Here is a 14,621-nt window from a genome sequence, read left to right as displayed (position 1 = left end):
AGCGCAATGTGGGCAAAAGGTGACAGGTTTTTCAGTCGTTCCTAACGCATTTCGACGGGCGCATCGGCTCCTATCAGCGTCAGGCCGGACGTCAGAACATCCGAAACAGCCTGCACCAGCCCTAGTCTGGCAAGTGTCAATTGTGGGTCGTTAACCTTAACAAACCGTAAGCCGGGATTTTCCGTACCCCTGTTCCAGTGCGCATGGAAGGCGCTGGCGAGGTCGTAGAGATAGAAAGCCAGCCGGTGCGGCTCCAGCGAAAGCGCCGCCTGCTCGATCAGGCGGGGATATTCCGCCAGCTTGCGAATCAGGGCGATCTCGCCTTCGTCGGCCAGCGCCGACAGCGCTCCTTCCAGCCGCTCGCGGCCGAAATCCTCGCCCGGAAACTGCTCCGCAGCCTGCCGGAACACGGAATGGCAGCGGGCCGAGGCATATTGCACGTAGAAGACGGGATTGTCCTTCGACTGCTCGGTGACCTTGGCGAAGTCGAAGTCCAGCGGCGCGTCGCTCTTGCGGTAAAGCATCATGAAGCGGACGGGATCGCGACCGACCTCCTCCACGACTTCGCGCAAGGTGACGAAATCGCCCGAGCGCTTGGACATGCGCACCGGTTCGCCGTTGCGGTAAAGCTTGACGAGCTGGCACAGCAGCACGGTGAGCTTCACCCTGTCGCCGGCAAGCGCGCGCGCCAGCGCCTCCAGGCGCTTGACGTAGCCGCCGTGGTCGGCGCCCAGCACATAGATCAGGTCCACGAAGCCGCGGTCGATCTTGTCCTTCATATAGGCCACGTCGGCGGCGAAATAGGTGAAGGCGCCGTCCGACTTGACCAGCGGCCGGTCGAGATCGTCGCCGACGTCGGTCGAGCGGAACAGGGTCTGCTCGCGGTCTTCCCAATCGTCCGGCTTCTCGCCCTTGGGCGGCGGCAGCTTGCCCTTGTAGATGTGCCCCTTCAGCGTCAGGTCGTTGATGGCGGTGCGGATCGCCCTGGCGTTGTCGGCATGCAGCGTACGCTCGGAGAAGAAGACGTCGTGATGCACGTTGAGCAGCGCGAGATCTTCCTTGATCATCGCCATCATGGCGTCGATGGTGCGGTCCTTGACGATGGCCAACGCCTCGTCCTCGGGCATTTCCAGCAGCTTGCGGCCGAATTCCTTCGCCAGCGCCTCACCGACCGGCACGAGATAATCCCCCGGATAAAGGCCGGTCGGTATCTCGCCGATGTCGTCGCCCAAAGCCTCGCGATAGCGCAGCAGGGCCGAGCGGGCGAGCACGTCGATCTGCACGCCGGCATCGTTGATGACGTATTCCTTGGTCACGTCGTAGCCGGCGAAGGCCATGAGGTTGGCCAGCACGTCGCCGACGACCGCGCCGCGCGTGTGGCCGACATGCATGGGCCCTGTCGGGTTGGCCGAGACATATTCGACATTGACCTTGCGCTTCTGCCCGACCGTCGAGCGGCCGTAATTCGTGCCCTCGCCGAGAAGGTCCGCGAGATGGCCCTGCCAGAACGCTTCGGTGAGGCGAAGGTTGACGAAGCCCGGCCCGGCGACCTCAGCCGAGGCGACATCCTCGTCCGTGCGCAGCGCCGCCACGAGCTTCTCGGCCAGCGCGCGCGGGTTCTGGCCGGCCGGCTTGGCCAGCACCATCGCCGCGTTGGTGGCCAGATCGCCGTGGCTGGCATCGCGCGGCGGCTCGACGGCGATGCGCGACAGGTCGAGCGCACCGCCCTCCTTGTCCTTGAGCTCAAGGCCCTCGACGGCTTTGATGACCCGCGCGGTGAAATCGGCGAAGATGTTCATAAGGTATGGCTCGGTCGGCTATGTGGAAAACCGGCCTGTCCAGCCGGTGAAGTCGCGCCGAACTAGCTTAAATCCGGCGTGCGGTCAAACAAGCGCCGGTGCTCCTTGAGCGCATAGGTGTCCGTCATGCCGGCCAGGAAGTCGGCGACGGAGCGTGCCTTGATGCGATCCTCGGCCCGGTCGAGACCTTCCCGCCAGCCTTCCGGCATGGCGCGCGGATCGGCGAAATAGGCATCGAACAGCTCCTTCACGATCCGCTCGGCATCGGCGCGCACGCGCATGACATCCGGGTGGCGGTAGAGGTGCTTGTAGAGGAATGCCTTCAGTTCCTTCTCTTCGGCAGCCATGCGCGGCGAGAAGGTCGCCATGGTCTCGCCTGCGCCGCGCAGCTCGTCCGCGCTTTGCGGCTGCGCACGCGCCAGGTTCGCCGAAGCGGTGACGATCACGTCCTCGGCCATGGCCGTGATCTGCCGGCGCATCAATTCATGACCGGCACGAACATCGTCGAGCCCCGGATAGCGCTCGCGCACGGCCTTCAGGATGGAGCCCGGCAACGCCAGGTCTTCGAGCATTTCCAGGCTGAGCAGGCCGGAGCGGATGCCGTCGTCTATGTCGTGGGTGTTGTAGGCGATGTCGTCCGCGATCGCCGCGCACTGCGCCTCCAGGCTGGCGTGGCGGTCGAGTTCGAGATCGTGCAGGGCCGAATAGTCGCGGATCGTGCGCGGCACCGGCCCATGCAAGCCGTTGCCATTTGCATCCGTCAGCGGGCCGTTGTGCTTGACCAGCCCTTCGAGCGTCTCCCAGGTCAGGTTGAGGCCGTCGAACTCGGCATAGCGGCGCTCCAGCCGCGTCACCACGCGCAGCGATTGCGCGTTGTGATCGAAGCCGCCCCAGGGCGCCATCTTCTCGTTCAGCGCATCCTCGCCGGTATGGCCGAAGGGCGTGTGGCCGAAATCGTGCACCAGCGCGACCGCTTCAGCGAGGTCCTCGTCGGCGCGCAGCGCGCGGGCGAGCGCACGGGCGATCTGCGCCACTTCTATGGTGTGGGTCAGGCGCGTGCGGTAGTGGTCGCCTTCATGCGCGACGAACACCTGCGTCTTGTGCTTGAGACGGCGGAAGGCGGTGGAATGGACGATGCGGTCGCGGTCGCGCTGGAACGGCGTGCGGGTCGGGCTTTCCACTTCCGCGCACAGCCGCCCGCGGGACCGCGCCGGGTCGCAGGCATAGGCCGCGCGCGGTCGATAGCCGAAACCGATATCGCCGAGCCCCTGCCCGGCCTGCCGCTCTTCCATGTTCCCACCGTAGGCCGCTGCCGCCATCCGGTCCATGGGGACCCGCTCGTCCATCGGGGCTTGTTGACTTGGCGGCAGCCGCTTCATACCTATCATGGGCAAGCCAACGCAAGGTGAAGCCGATGGGTGCCGACGCCAAGACCGCCATGAAAGTGGAGATGACCGATGCCGCCGCCAGGCGCATCGCGAGGATCGTCGCGTCGGAGCCCGGCAAGACGGCGCTGCGCGTTTCGGTGGAAGGCGGCGGCTGCTCCGGCTTTTCCTACAAGTTCGATCTGGTCGAGGATCGCCACGAGGGCGACGTGGCCATCGAGAAGGACGGCGCGACCGTGCTGATCGACGATTTGTCGCTGGTCTATATGGGCGGCTCGGTCATCGATTTCGTCGACGACCTGATCGGCCAGTCCTTCCAGATCAGGAATCCCAACGCGGTCGCCTCCTGCGGCTGCGGCACCAGTTTTTCGGTCTGAGTTTTCGGATCGTGTTGGACGAAGGGCCGCTCGCGCGGCCCTTTTCTTTTTCCGGTCAGGCTTCGGTGGCCATGGCGGCGTCGCGCAGGCGTTCGGCGTCACCTGTCGCGCCGTTGAAGATCACGTTGAGCACCACCGCCACGATAGACGCCAGCAGGATGCCCGAATCGATCAGCGGACCAATGGCCTTCGGCAGCCACATATGGAAATTGGGCGCGATGAGCGGGATCATGCCAAAGCCGAGCGCGATCGCCACGATGAACAGGTTGTTGCGGTTGCCCTTGAAGTCCACGGCGCCGAGGATACGGATGCCGGTGGCCGCGACCATGCCGAACATGACGATGCCCGCGCCGCCCAACACCACCGTGGGCAGCGCCTCCACCAGCGCACCCATCTTGGGTATCAAGCCAAGCACGATGAGGATCGCGCCGCCGGCCACGCAGACGAAACGGCTCTTGATGCCGGTGACCCCGACCAGCCCGACATTCTGCGAGAAGCTGGTATAGGGGAACGTGTTGAACATGCCGCCCAGCACGGTGCCCAGCCCGTCCATTCGCAGGCCGGCGGACAGGGCCGGCTGCGTCAGCGGTTTGCCGGTCATGTCGCTCAGCGCCAGGAACATGCCCGTCGATTCGATCATCACCACGATCATCACCAGCACCATGGTGAGGACCAGCACCGGATCGAAGATCGGCATACCGAAATGGAACGGTGCGATCGGCGCGAACCAGGCCGCGCTCGCCACCTTGTCGAAGTGCATGATGCCGAGCACGGCGGCGATGACGCCGCCAACCACGATACCGGTGAGCACCGCAATGTTGGAGAAGAAGCCCCGGCCGAAACGCGCGGCCGTGATGACCACGGCCAGAACGACCAGCGAAAGCACAATGTTCGGCAACGGCGCGTAGGCAGGGTTCGGCACGCTCGGTGCCAAAGCGAGTTTCTCCGGCACGGCGGGCAGCGTGGAACCGAGTTCCTTCGTCGTCTCCGTTATGGTCTGGAGCCATGCCGCATGTGCCGGGTCGACCAGCTTGGGCGCAGTGGCGCCAACCGGAAGGCCGAAGATCCATTCCACGCCGACCTTCATCAGCGCCACGCCCGTGACCAGAATGATGGAACCCGTGACGACAGGCGGAAACAGGCGCAGCATGCGGCTGACGAGCGGCGCGATGAGGATGGTGACGATGCCGGCGCCGATGATGGCGCCGAAGATCATGCGTGCGCCGTCCACGCCCGGGTTGGCGATCGCCATGGACACCATCGGCCCCACGGCGGCGAAGGTGACGCCCATCATCACCGGCAACTTGACGCCGAACCATTGCGTCGCGCCGAGCGATTGCAGGATCGAGGCGATGCCGCATACGAACAGGTCCGCCGATATCAGGAACGCAACGTCCTCGGGCCGGAGCCCCAGCGTACGGCCGATGATCAAAGGCACGGCGATCGCGCCGGCATACATGACGAGCACATGCTGAAGGCCCAGCACGAAAAGACGCGGCGCGGGCAGCACCTCGTCGACGGGATGCGTCGATTCTATCATTTTGTCCTCCTCCCCTTTGCGGCACCCTAGACTTGTTCCCTTCCAGGCCGCAATGGTGCAGGATCACTGTCTGCCGTGGTCTCGGCTATCAAAAATTGTCTGAAATTCTCGCGGGATTTTCATGAAAATCGTGACGTGGAACATCAACGGCGTGCGCGCCCGTATCGGCAACCTCACGCACTGGCTAGGCGAGAGCAAACCGGACATCGTGTGCCTGCAAGAGATCAAGACGGTGGACGACCAGTTCCCGCGCGCCGAGATCGAGGCGTTGGGCTACAATGTCGAGACGCACGGCCAGAAGGGTTTCAACGGCGTTGCAATCCTCTCCAAGCTGCCCTTCGACGAGATCAATCGCGGCCTGCCGGGCGACGACGGCGACGAGCAGGCGCGCTTCATCGAAGGCGTGTTCTCGACCGACCGGGGCGCGCTGCGCGTCGCCTCGCTCTACCTGCCGAACGGCAATCCGATCGATGATCCGGTGAAATTCCCGTACAAGCTGTCATGGATGGCGCGGCTGGAAGCCTGGGCAGCCGAGCGGCTGGCGCTCGAGGAGGCGCTGATCCTGGCCGGCGACTACAACGTCATCCCCGAGCCGATCGACGCCAAGAACCCGGAAGCCTGGCTGGGCGACGCGCTGTTCCAGCCGCAAACGCGGCAGGCGTTCCGGCGGTTGAGGAACCTCGGCTTCACCGAGGCGATCCGCGCCGTCACCGACGCGCCCGACACCTTCACCTTCTGGGACTACCAGGGCGGCTCCTGGCAGAAGAACAACGGCATCCGCATCGACCATCTGCTGCTTTCGCCGGAGGCGGCAAACCGGTTCTCGTCCGCGTCCATCGAAAAACATGTGCGTGCGTGGGAAAAGCCGTCGGACCACGTGCCCGTCGCGGTCGAGCTGGACCTGGCTCCGGCCTGAAATCCGAATCGCTGGAACGCTCTGTCGCCTCGTCTTCACGCAACTGTGGAGGAAGCGCGGAGCGGCTTCCTGCCGGATCGCATCAGGCGCCTACTGGCTCGTTCCCTTGTTGATGAAATCGTCGGCAAGGGAAATGGCCGTGCGGCGATCGGCTTCCGGCGCCACGGCGAACGCCTCTTCCTGCATGGAGCGTATCCAGGGCCGGTCGGCCGGCGCGGCGCGCTCCAGCGCGGCCGTCATCATGGCGAGGCCGCGCACGACCTTGCCGGACTGGAACAGGAGGTTGCCGAGCGTGGCCTGCGCGCCGGCATGGCCCTTTTCCGCTGCAAGCTGGAACCAGCGCGCGGCCTGCTTGACGCTGGCCTTCACGCCGCCCTCGCCCTTCAGGAACATGCGGCCCATCTCGAACTGAGCGTTCGGATTGCGGTAATTGGCGGCGGCGCGCATGTAATATTCCTGCGCCTGCACCTCGTTGGCCTCGACCGGCGTGCCGGGAATGCCTTTGCGCATGTAATCGCCCAGCGCCACCAGCGCGTCGGAGACGTAGCTTTCCTCGGGCGAGCCGGGCTCGACATCCTGGTCGGCGATCTCCGAGAAGAACTTGTATGCCTCGTAGTCGTCCTGCGTCACGCCGTCGCCCTCGGCATACATGCGGGCGAGCTTCCAGGTGGCGCCTATCTGACCGTTCTCGGCAGCGTATTTGTAAGCCTCTACAGCCTGGTCCTTGTGGCCATTCTTGTAGGCGGAAAAGCCGAACTGGAACACGGCCCACGGGCTGGACTGCGGCTTCACGCCGGTCTTGTCGTCGAACACCTTTTCGTCGAAGGCGGCGGCATGCTCCGCAGCGCACAGGAACGCAAGCAAGGCCAGCGCCGATATGGCGGAGAAACGTCTCGACCCGGTCATGCGCATGGCGCATTCCCCTTGCCCGGCTTCGCCGAATCCCGGAGGCTGCGCCCTGCGTGCGCTGCGGCCGAGACTCCAGCAATTCGGGTCGATCTGGCGCTCATATTCGTCCCTGCCGCGTGGCTGCGGCGTGCTTCCCGGCAAAGGCGCGAGGCCTTTTTCCGGATACTCTATCGAGTGCTCCGGGTTTATGGCGGGAAAGGGGCGGTTGCCATGGCCCCAAGTGGCGCCGCAACGCAGAGACATGGAACTGTTGCAGAAACGCCACAAACATCAGGCCGGACAAGTTATCAAAACACATGAAAAAGGCCGGGCGGGCCCGGCCTTTTGTCCAATGATTTTAATCAATTACCACTTGATGCCGTAGCCGGCGCTGACAGCGACGGCGTAGCCCGACTTCACCGCAAACCCCTCGTCTGCGCCTTGGGTCACCTCGGACGACGTCAGGTAGCTCAGCCCGACGCCGGCGCGCAGCTCGCCGCCGATATTGTCCTTGAGCGACGCACCGGCCGCCAGTGTGTAGGTGTCGGAGGAGAAATCGTAGCCGGTGCTGACGCCGCTGTCCCAGGTCAGGCTCACAAGTCCGGATATGCGGTCGGTAAAGGCGTGGCCAACGCCACCCGTGACGGTCCAGCCGTCTTTCCAGTTATAGACGTCGGAAGAGATCGGTATGCCGTTCGGGAACGCGGCGCTGGGCTTTGACCGGACGTCCAGGGACTTCTGCACGCTCCAATCGGCCCATTTCACGCTACCGAATGCCAGCCATCCGGGCGCGATGCCGCTCTGCAGTTTCAATTCGACGGTCTGGGGAAGATTACCCATGCCGAGCGCTTCGACAGGCACCTGATAGTTGGCGGGTAGCGCAAGGAAGGGATTGGCGGCGCTCGGCACGCCCTGTGCGGCGAGCGCGCCTGCGAGCACCCCTGCCGGGGCATTGAGCTGTCCCTCCGCACCGTAGCTCGTGCCCGAGCGATACATCACCTGCGCGCGCAAAGCGATGTCCGGTATCTCGTATGCTGCTCCGACCCGATAGCCGAATTCCTGCCCCTCCAGTTCGAGGGTCGCGTCGCCAAGCGGACCGAAGGCGTTCAGGCGGTGATAGTTGAAATCCTCCATATAACCGCCGCCCAGCAACCAGAAATTGCCCGGGCCGACCTGGAATTTCACCCCGCAGGTCAGGGCCTTCTCGTTGGTGGTGAAATCTTCCTCCAGCTTGCCGCTCGGCTTCGGCACGGCATAGGTGGCCGAGCCGCCATTGTTGTCCACCATCGTGCCGGCGCAGCGGAAATTGTCCGTGAGGTTTACCTTCGCAGCAAACGACGGAACGGCGTATGCGTCCGTATAGGAGGTGCCAAGGAGCGCAGGATTCGCTCCTGGCTGGACCTTGGAGAATTCCCTGTGCGGGCTGACATAGGTCACGCCCGCGCGCATGTTGAAGTTGCCGTCTTCGAACAGGATGTCGGTATCGGCGGTGCCACGCGCGAAACCGCCAGCCTGAGCAGTCCCCACAACTGCCAATGCGGCGCAGCTTGCCCCCAGCAGCGCCTTCAAACGCAGATTGCTCATCAAAAACCTCTCCCCGAAAATCAATGGATCAAGCTAGAGCTAAATCGTCCTGACGAAGCAATAACGAATTCTGCGCCGTACCAGTACGGTTCCGCCGCGGACGCGCGCGTCGAACCGGTCATCGGCTCCGGCTTGGGGGAAAACCGCTCGTTTTTTGAAAAATTGAGCCGAAAAACACGAAAAATCCGGAAAGACTGCGGTCAAAACCGGCGATTTTCGGGTGTTTTGGCCTCATTGTGCCATTAGGGCAACATTGAGGCCAAAACTGTTCCGTTTACGTAAGATTAACGCTACGTAATGGCGGTTTCGGAGGCAAAAAGCCCATTTCCAGGGCGATTTGCGGCGGAAAGGCGGCGTTAACCGGCTTCCCGCACGCGTTCCAGCGCCACCGAGAGACGGCCTTGCGATTCGCCGTATTCGGCGAGTTTCTCGCGTTCGGCGGCCACCACGTCCTCGGGCGCGTTGGCGACGAATTTGTCGTTGGACAGCTTCTTGTGCAGGCGCGCGATCTCCTCGGTTACCTTGGCCAATTCCTTCTGGAGCCGGGCGGCCTCGGCCTTGAGGTCGATCAGGCTGCCCAGCGGCAGGCACACGGTCGCTTCGCCGAGCACGATCTGGGCCGAGCCCTTGGGCGCGGCTTCTGCCGGCGAAATATCGCCGACGCGCGCCAGGCGCTTGATCGCGGCATCGTGGCGGGCGAGCCGCTCGCGCGTCGTCTCGTTGGCGTCGATCACCACGAGCGGCGCGATCGCGGCGGGCGGCACGTTCATCTCCGAGCGCACGGAGCGGATACCGGAAACCAGGTCGATCAGCCAGTTGATGTCGGCGGCCGCGTCGGCGTCCTCGAAATCGGGCGACGGCCAGCTCGCATGGCACAGCAGCGACGAGCGCTCCTGGCCCTCGCCCGCCGTCTCGGCCCACAACTCCTCGGTCATGAACGGCATGAAGGGGTGCAGGAGCTTGTAGACCTCGTCCAGCACGAAGGCCACGCAGGCACGGCTTTCGGCCTTGGCCACCTCGTCGTCGCCCATGAACACCGGCTTCAGCAGTTCCAGATACCAGTCGCAGAACTGGTTCCAGACGAACTTGTAGGCCGCGCCCGCCGCTTCGTTGAAGCGGTAGGTGGTGATGGCCTCGGTGACGGCGTTGGCGGTGCGGGTCAGTTCGGTGAGGATCCAGCGATTGACCGCCAGCCCGGCATCGTTCAGCCAGAAATCGTCGTTGCGCGCCACGCCGTTCATCTCGGCGAAGCGGGTGGCGTTCCAGAGCTTGGTGCCGAAATTGCGATAGCCGGCGATGCGGGCGGGGTCGAGCTTCACGTCGCGCCCCTGAGCGGCCATGATGGCCAGCGTGAAACGCAGCGCGTCGGCGCCGTATTCGTCGATCAGTTCCAGCGGGTCGATGACATTGCCCTTGGACTTCGACATCTTGGCGCCGTTCTTGTCGCGCACCAGCGCATGCACATAGACCGTGTGGAACGGTTCTTCGTGCATGAAGTGCAGGCCCATCATCATCATGCGGGCGACCCAGAAGAAGATGATGTCGAAGCCGGTCACCAGCACGTCGGTCTGGTAGTAGGTTTCCAGTTCCGGCGTCTTGTCGGGCCAGCCCAGCGTCGAGAACGGCCACAGCGCGGACGAGAACCAGGTGTCCAGCACGTCCTCGTCGCGGGTCAGGATTTCGCCAGGCTGGAAGTTCTCCAGCCTTTCCTCGACCCAGGCCTTCCACGGCCCCTCATGGGCGAGATAGTGCTGGACCGCCGCCTCCAGCGCTTCCTCCTCACTCTTTTCCACGAAGATATGGCCGTCGGGACCGTACCATGCCGGAATCTGGTGGCCCCACCAGAGCTGGCGCGAGATCGTCCAGGGCTGGATGTTCTCCATCCAGTCGAAATAGGTCTTCTCCCAGTTCCTGGGCACGAAGTTTGTGCGGCCCTCGCGCACGGAAGCTATGGCCGGCTTGGCCAGCTCGGCCGCGTTGACGTACCACTGGTCGGTCAGGAACGGCTCGATCGGCACCCCGCCGCGATCGCCATGCGGAACGGTGTGGCGGTGCGGCTCGATCCTGGCGAGGAACCCGCCTTCTTCCATCAGTTCCACGATGCGCTTGCGCGCGGCGAAGCGGTCCTGCCCGTCCAGTTCGTTCCAGACCGCCTGAAGCTCGGGCGTCGTTTCAAGCCCGGCAAGGAAATCCTCGTTGTCGTTGAGCTTTATGGCCGCCTCGGTGGTGAGGATATTGATCGCAGGCAGCCTGTGGCGCCTGCCCACCTCGAAATCGTTGAAGTCGTGCGCGGGCGTGATCTTCACCGCGCCGGTGCCCTTTTCCGGGTCCGAATATTCGTCCGCGACGATGGGGATGCGCCGCCCCACCAGCGGCAGGACGACGTTCTTGCCGATCAGCTCGCGATAACGCTCGTCCTCGGGATGCACGGCGACGCCGGTGTCGCCCAGCATGGTCTCGGGGCGCGTGGTCGCGACGGTGATGAAGGTATCCGGATTTTCCGGATCGAAGACCTTGCCCTCGATCGGGTAGCGGAAGTGCCAGAGATTGCCGTTCACCTCCTGCTGCTCGACCTCGAGGTCGGAGATTGCCGTCAGCAGCTTGGGGTCCCAGTTCACAAGGCGCTTGTCCTTGTAGATCAGCCCTTCCTTGTAAAGCGTGACGAACACTTCCAGAACGGCCTTCGACAGGCCCTCGTCCATGGTGAAGCGCTCGCGCGACCAGTCGCAGGAAGCGCCGAGGCGCTTGAGCTGGTTGAAGATGGCGCCGCCGGACTCGGCCTTCCACTCCCAGACCTTCTCGACGAACTCCTCGCGGGTCAGGTCGCGGCGGTGGACCTGCTGCTCCATCAGCTTGCGCTCGACCACCATCTGGGTGGCGATGCCGGCATGGTCCATGCCCGGCTGCCAGAGCACGTTCTTGCCGCGCATGCGCTCGAACCGCACCAGGATGTCCTGGAGCGTATTGTTCAGCGCGTGGCCCATGTGCAGCGAGCCGGTGACGTTTGGCGGCGGGATGACGATGGCGAAGGCGTCCGCCCCTTCCTCCGAGCCGGCGCCGGCGCGGAAGGCGTCCGCCTCGTCCCAGATCCGGGCGATCCTGGGTTCGACGGCTTTGGCGTCATAGGTTTTTTCGAGCATGGAGTGGGTCCGGGCTGTCGGGATTTGCCGTGACGGTAAATCGGAAGGGTGGCGCCAAGTCAACCACGGCGAAGCCGCAGGGCCGCCGGATGCGCCAGACCCGATGTGCCGGAGCGGGGTCCCGGTCCAGCGCTGTTTCAGGCTGTCCGGGAGCGTCGCCGCGCCGGCAGCATGCGGGCCAGAACCGCGTCGCTGCGTATGAAATGGTGCCATAGGGCAGCCAGCGCGTGCAGGCCGGCCACGATCAGGATCGCATTGGCGCAAAAGCTATGCAATTCGCGCAGCGTGCGGGCGACCGCGCGATCCGGCGCGACGGGCGACGGGATGGTGAAAAGACCGAACAAGCTCAGCGCGTCTGCGCGAAACCAGGTCAGCAGGATGCCGAGGACGGGAATGGTTACGAGCAACGCGTAGAGAAGCGCGTGCGCCAGCGCGGCGGCGTTGCGTTCCAGTGTGCTCATACCTGCCGGATGTTCGGGCACGCCGCGAACAAGCCGCAGGACGACGCGCCAGGCGATGAGCGCCGCCAGCACCAAGCCGAAGGAAATGTGCAGCTTCCAGATCAAATCCCGGTTGGGATCGCCACGCTGGAAGATATCCTGCCCGAAAGTGAGGCCGTAAAGCAGGACAACCAGGGCGAAAAGCGCCCAGTGAAGTGCCTTCTGCGCGGGGGTGTACGTCTGGGCCGTCATCTCCGTGACCTCCGTTCCGAAACCGCAAAAAGGCTGCGGGCTTTCGGGCAAAGTTGGGGCGAGACGCCTGAATTCCGCGTTCTTACGAATTTGTAAGCTGATGCCGCCGGCCGAGCAGTTCCCCTAGCACCGGCACGAGCGCGAGCGGCAGGTCCTCCGCGATCAGGCCGGGGCCGAAACGGCTTCCGGCCTCGGCATGGAGCCAGACGGCGGCGCATGCGGCCTCGAAAGACGGCATGCCCTGCGCCATCAGCCCAGCGACGATGCCGGCCAGCACGTCGCCGGAACCGGCGGTCGCCAGCCAGGGCGCGCCGTTGCAATTTATGGCGGCGCGGGCGTCGGGCGCCGCGATCAGCGTGTCCGGCCCCTTGAAAATGACCGTGCCGTGCGAGCGGGCGGCGGCGGCACGCGCCTTTTCGAGCTTGGAAAGGGTCCTGTCGTCGGCGATGTCGGGGAAAAGCCGGGCGAATTCGCCCTCATGCGGGGTCAGGACCAGCGCGGGTGCGCGATCGGCGCCGGCGGCCTCGAACAACCGCTCCGGCGCATCGCGGAAGGCGGTGATACCGTCCGCGTCCAGCACCAATCCATCCGGGCCGCTGCGCGCCGCGAGCACGCCGAGCGCGAAGTCCCGCGCCTTGTCGCCCACGCCGAAGCCGGGGCCTAGCACGAAGGAGGACGGGCGGCGGTCGCCGAGGAAGCCGGAAAGATCGGCCATATCGTCCACCCTGCGCAGCATGATTGAGGTCAGGTGGGCGGCGTTCGCCTGCAAGGCGTTAGCGGGCGACAGAACCGTCACCGCCCCGGCCCCGCTGCGCGCCGCGGCCATCGCCGAAAGCCGCGCAGCGCCGGTCGCCGCCGGCCCGCCGGAAAAGGCGCCGACATGGCCGCGCCTGTATTTGTGCGTATCGACCGCCGGCACAGGCAGGTCGTGGCGCCAGAGGTCCGGCCCGTTCTGGAAGGTCCTGACGCCCGTCTGCCGAATGATCTCGTCCGTGATGCCGATGTCGGCCAGCACCAGTTCGCCGCAATATTCGCGGCCCGGCATAAGCAGATGCCCGGGTTTTTTGCGGGCGAAGGTTATCGTGACGGCAGCGCGGAACGCCGATCCCAGCACTTCGCCGCCCGCACCCGAAACCCCGGACGGCAGGTCCACCGCCACCACCGGCAAGCCGAGCGAATTCACCCGTTCGATAATCCAGGCTTCATCACCCCCGACCGGCTTCGACAGGCCTGCGCCGTAAAGCGCGTCCACGACGATATCCCCCCTGCCGGCTTGCAGTTGCGACAGCGGTTGCGGAGCGACGGGGCATTCGGCGGCGGCCAGCGCGGCGTCGCCGCCTTGCCTCGGCGTCGCCGACGCCCACAGGGAAACGGCCGCGCCGCTTTCGTGCAGCAGACGCGCAGCGACATAGCCGTCGCCGCCATTGTTGCCTGGACCGACAAGCACATGAATGCGCGCCGCACCGGAAAAACGCGCCAGCACGACGTCGGCCACCGCCGCCCCCGCACGCCGCATCAGGCCGATGCCGTCATAGGGACCGGCGGCTATGGCCAGGCGGTCCGCCTTTCCCATCTCGGCCGGCGAAAGCAGTTCGAGCGTCATGAGCTTTTTCCCGAGGGTCCGGCGGAAGATCGGCCAGTTTTCCGTTCAAGGCAAACACAAGCTGACGACATCCCGATCCAGCGGTCTGCCTCTGAAGCGCTCATGTCGCCTAAAATTTGTGCACATCGCATGCAAGAGTTGGTCAAAGGCACGCTACGCGAAGTCGGATCGCGAGCGGAAACCGGTTCGGGAACGCGGCAAATCTCCGTGCCGGCGGCTGCCTCGCGAAACTGGCACGGATGTTGCTTGATGGAACGCGAGCGGGCGCTGAGCCCGGCAACGCCATTCGGAGACCCTGTTCATGAAAAAGATCGAGGCGATCATAAAGCCCTTCAAGCTCGACGAGGTGAAGGAGGCGCTGCAGGAAGCCGGCCTGCAAGGCATCACCGTTACCGAGGCCAAGGGTTTCGGCCGCCAGAAGGGCCACACCGAGCTTTATCGTGGAGCCGAATATGTGGTCGATTTCCTGCCCAAGGTGAAGATCGAACTGGTGCTGGGCGACGACGCGGTCGAAGCCGCCATCGAAGCCATCCGCAAGGCCGCCCAGACCGGGCGCATCGGCGACGGCAAGATCTTCGTCTCCAACATCGAGGAAGTGGTCCGCATCCGCACCGGCGAGACCGGGCCGGATGCGATCTGATCCTGCTTTATCCTACCCTATCCTCCTTTATCCCGCCTTACCTCCCTTTCTCCTCCT

11 protein-coding genes are annotated in these 14,621 nt (G+C 64.6%); 3 read left to right on the top strand and 8 right to left on the bottom strand.

The features are described 5' to 3' along the window. Positions 1-41: 41 nt before the first annotated feature. Both argS and QU595_RS06080 read right to left on the bottom strand, forming a co-directional pair. Positions 42-1,799 carry an arginine--tRNA ligase gene (argS, locus tag QU595_RS06085; RefSeq protein WP_315919777.1) on the bottom strand — a complete coding sequence of 586 codons (1,758 nt, stop codon included), beginning with the start codon at positions 1,797-1,799 and terminating at the stop codon, positions 42-44. Between the two features lie 62 nt (positions 1,800-1,861). Beyond that, entirely contained in the window at positions 1,862-3,118 is a 1,257-nt protein-coding gene (locus QU595_RS06080) for a deoxyguanosinetriphosphate triphosphohydrolase (protein WP_410000497.1), read from the bottom strand. A gap of 95 nt (positions 3,119-3,213) precedes the next feature. On the opposite strand from QU595_RS06080, the gene erpA reads away from it, so the two are divergent. After that, positions 3,214-3,561: an iron-sulfur cluster insertion protein ErpA gene (gene erpA / locus QU595_RS06075; RefSeq protein WP_315919776.1), complete on the top strand. Its 348-nt coding sequence runs from the start codon at positions 3,214-3,216 to the stop codon at positions 3,559-3,561. Positions 3,562-3,616: 55 nt separating this feature from the next. Here erpA and QU595_RS06070 read toward each other — a convergent pair whose 3' ends face one another. Further along, positions 3,617-5,101, bottom strand: a complete 1,485-nt coding sequence (locus tag QU595_RS06070; protein WP_315919775.1) for a nucleobase:cation symporter-2 family protein — start codon at positions 5,099-5,101, stop codon at positions 3,617-3,619. Between the two features lie 121 nt (positions 5,102-5,222). On the opposite strand from QU595_RS06070, the gene xth reads away from it, so the two are divergent. Further along, positions 5,223-6,017, top strand: a complete 795-nt coding sequence (gene xth, locus QU595_RS06065; RefSeq protein ID WP_315919774.1) for an exodeoxyribonuclease III — start codon at positions 5,223-5,225, stop codon at positions 6,015-6,017. 90 nt (positions 6,018-6,107) lie between these two features. Here xth and QU595_RS06060 read toward each other — a convergent pair whose 3' ends face one another. From QU595_RS06060 to QU595_RS06040, 5 genes are all read right to left on the bottom strand, one after another. Then, positions 6,108-6,929, bottom strand: a complete 822-nt coding sequence (locus tag QU595_RS06060) for a tetratricopeptide repeat protein (protein WP_315920733.1) — start codon at positions 6,927-6,929, stop codon at positions 6,108-6,110. A gap of 342 nt (positions 6,930-7,271) precedes the next feature. Further along, complete coding sequence (locus QU595_RS06055; RefSeq protein ID WP_315919773.1) at positions 7,272-8,489, bottom strand: OmpP1/FadL family transporter; 1,218 nt, start codon at positions 8,487-8,489, stop codon at positions 7,272-7,274. 356 nt (positions 8,490-8,845) lie between these two features. Next, positions 8,846-11,629 (bottom strand): valine--tRNA ligase, encoded by a 2,784-nt coding sequence (locus tag QU595_RS06050; RefSeq protein ID WP_315919772.1) that lies wholly within the window; start codon positions 11,627-11,629, stop codon positions 8,846-8,848. A gap of 137 nt (positions 11,630-11,766) precedes the next feature. Further along, complete coding sequence (locus QU595_RS06045; RefSeq protein ID WP_315919771.1) at positions 11,767-12,321, bottom strand: cytochrome b; 555 nt, start codon at positions 12,319-12,321, stop codon at positions 11,767-11,769. Positions 12,322-12,403: 82 nt separating this feature from the next. Beyond that, on the bottom strand, positions 12,404-13,924 hold the full coding sequence (locus QU595_RS06040) for an NAD(P)H-hydrate dehydratase (RefSeq protein WP_315919770.1): 1,521 nt from the start codon (positions 13,922-13,924) through the stop codon (positions 12,404-12,406). A 301-nt stretch (positions 13,925-14,225) separates the two neighbouring features. On the opposite strand from QU595_RS06040, the gene QU595_RS06035 reads away from it, so the two are divergent. Continuing rightward, entirely contained in the window at positions 14,226-14,564 is a 339-nt protein-coding gene (locus QU595_RS06035; RefSeq protein WP_315919769.1) for a P-II family nitrogen regulator, read from the top strand. Positions 14,565-14,621 lie beyond the last annotated feature (57 nt).

The sequence above is a fragment of the Mesorhizobium sp. SP-1A genome, from assembly GCF_032460275.1.
Taxonomy (GTDB): Bacteria; Pseudomonadota; Alphaproteobacteria; order Rhizobiales; family Rhizobiaceae; genus Mesorhizobium.
The sequence above is the reverse complement of the archived record's forward strand: the minus strand, read 5'-3'. Positions and strand labels throughout refer to the sequence as shown.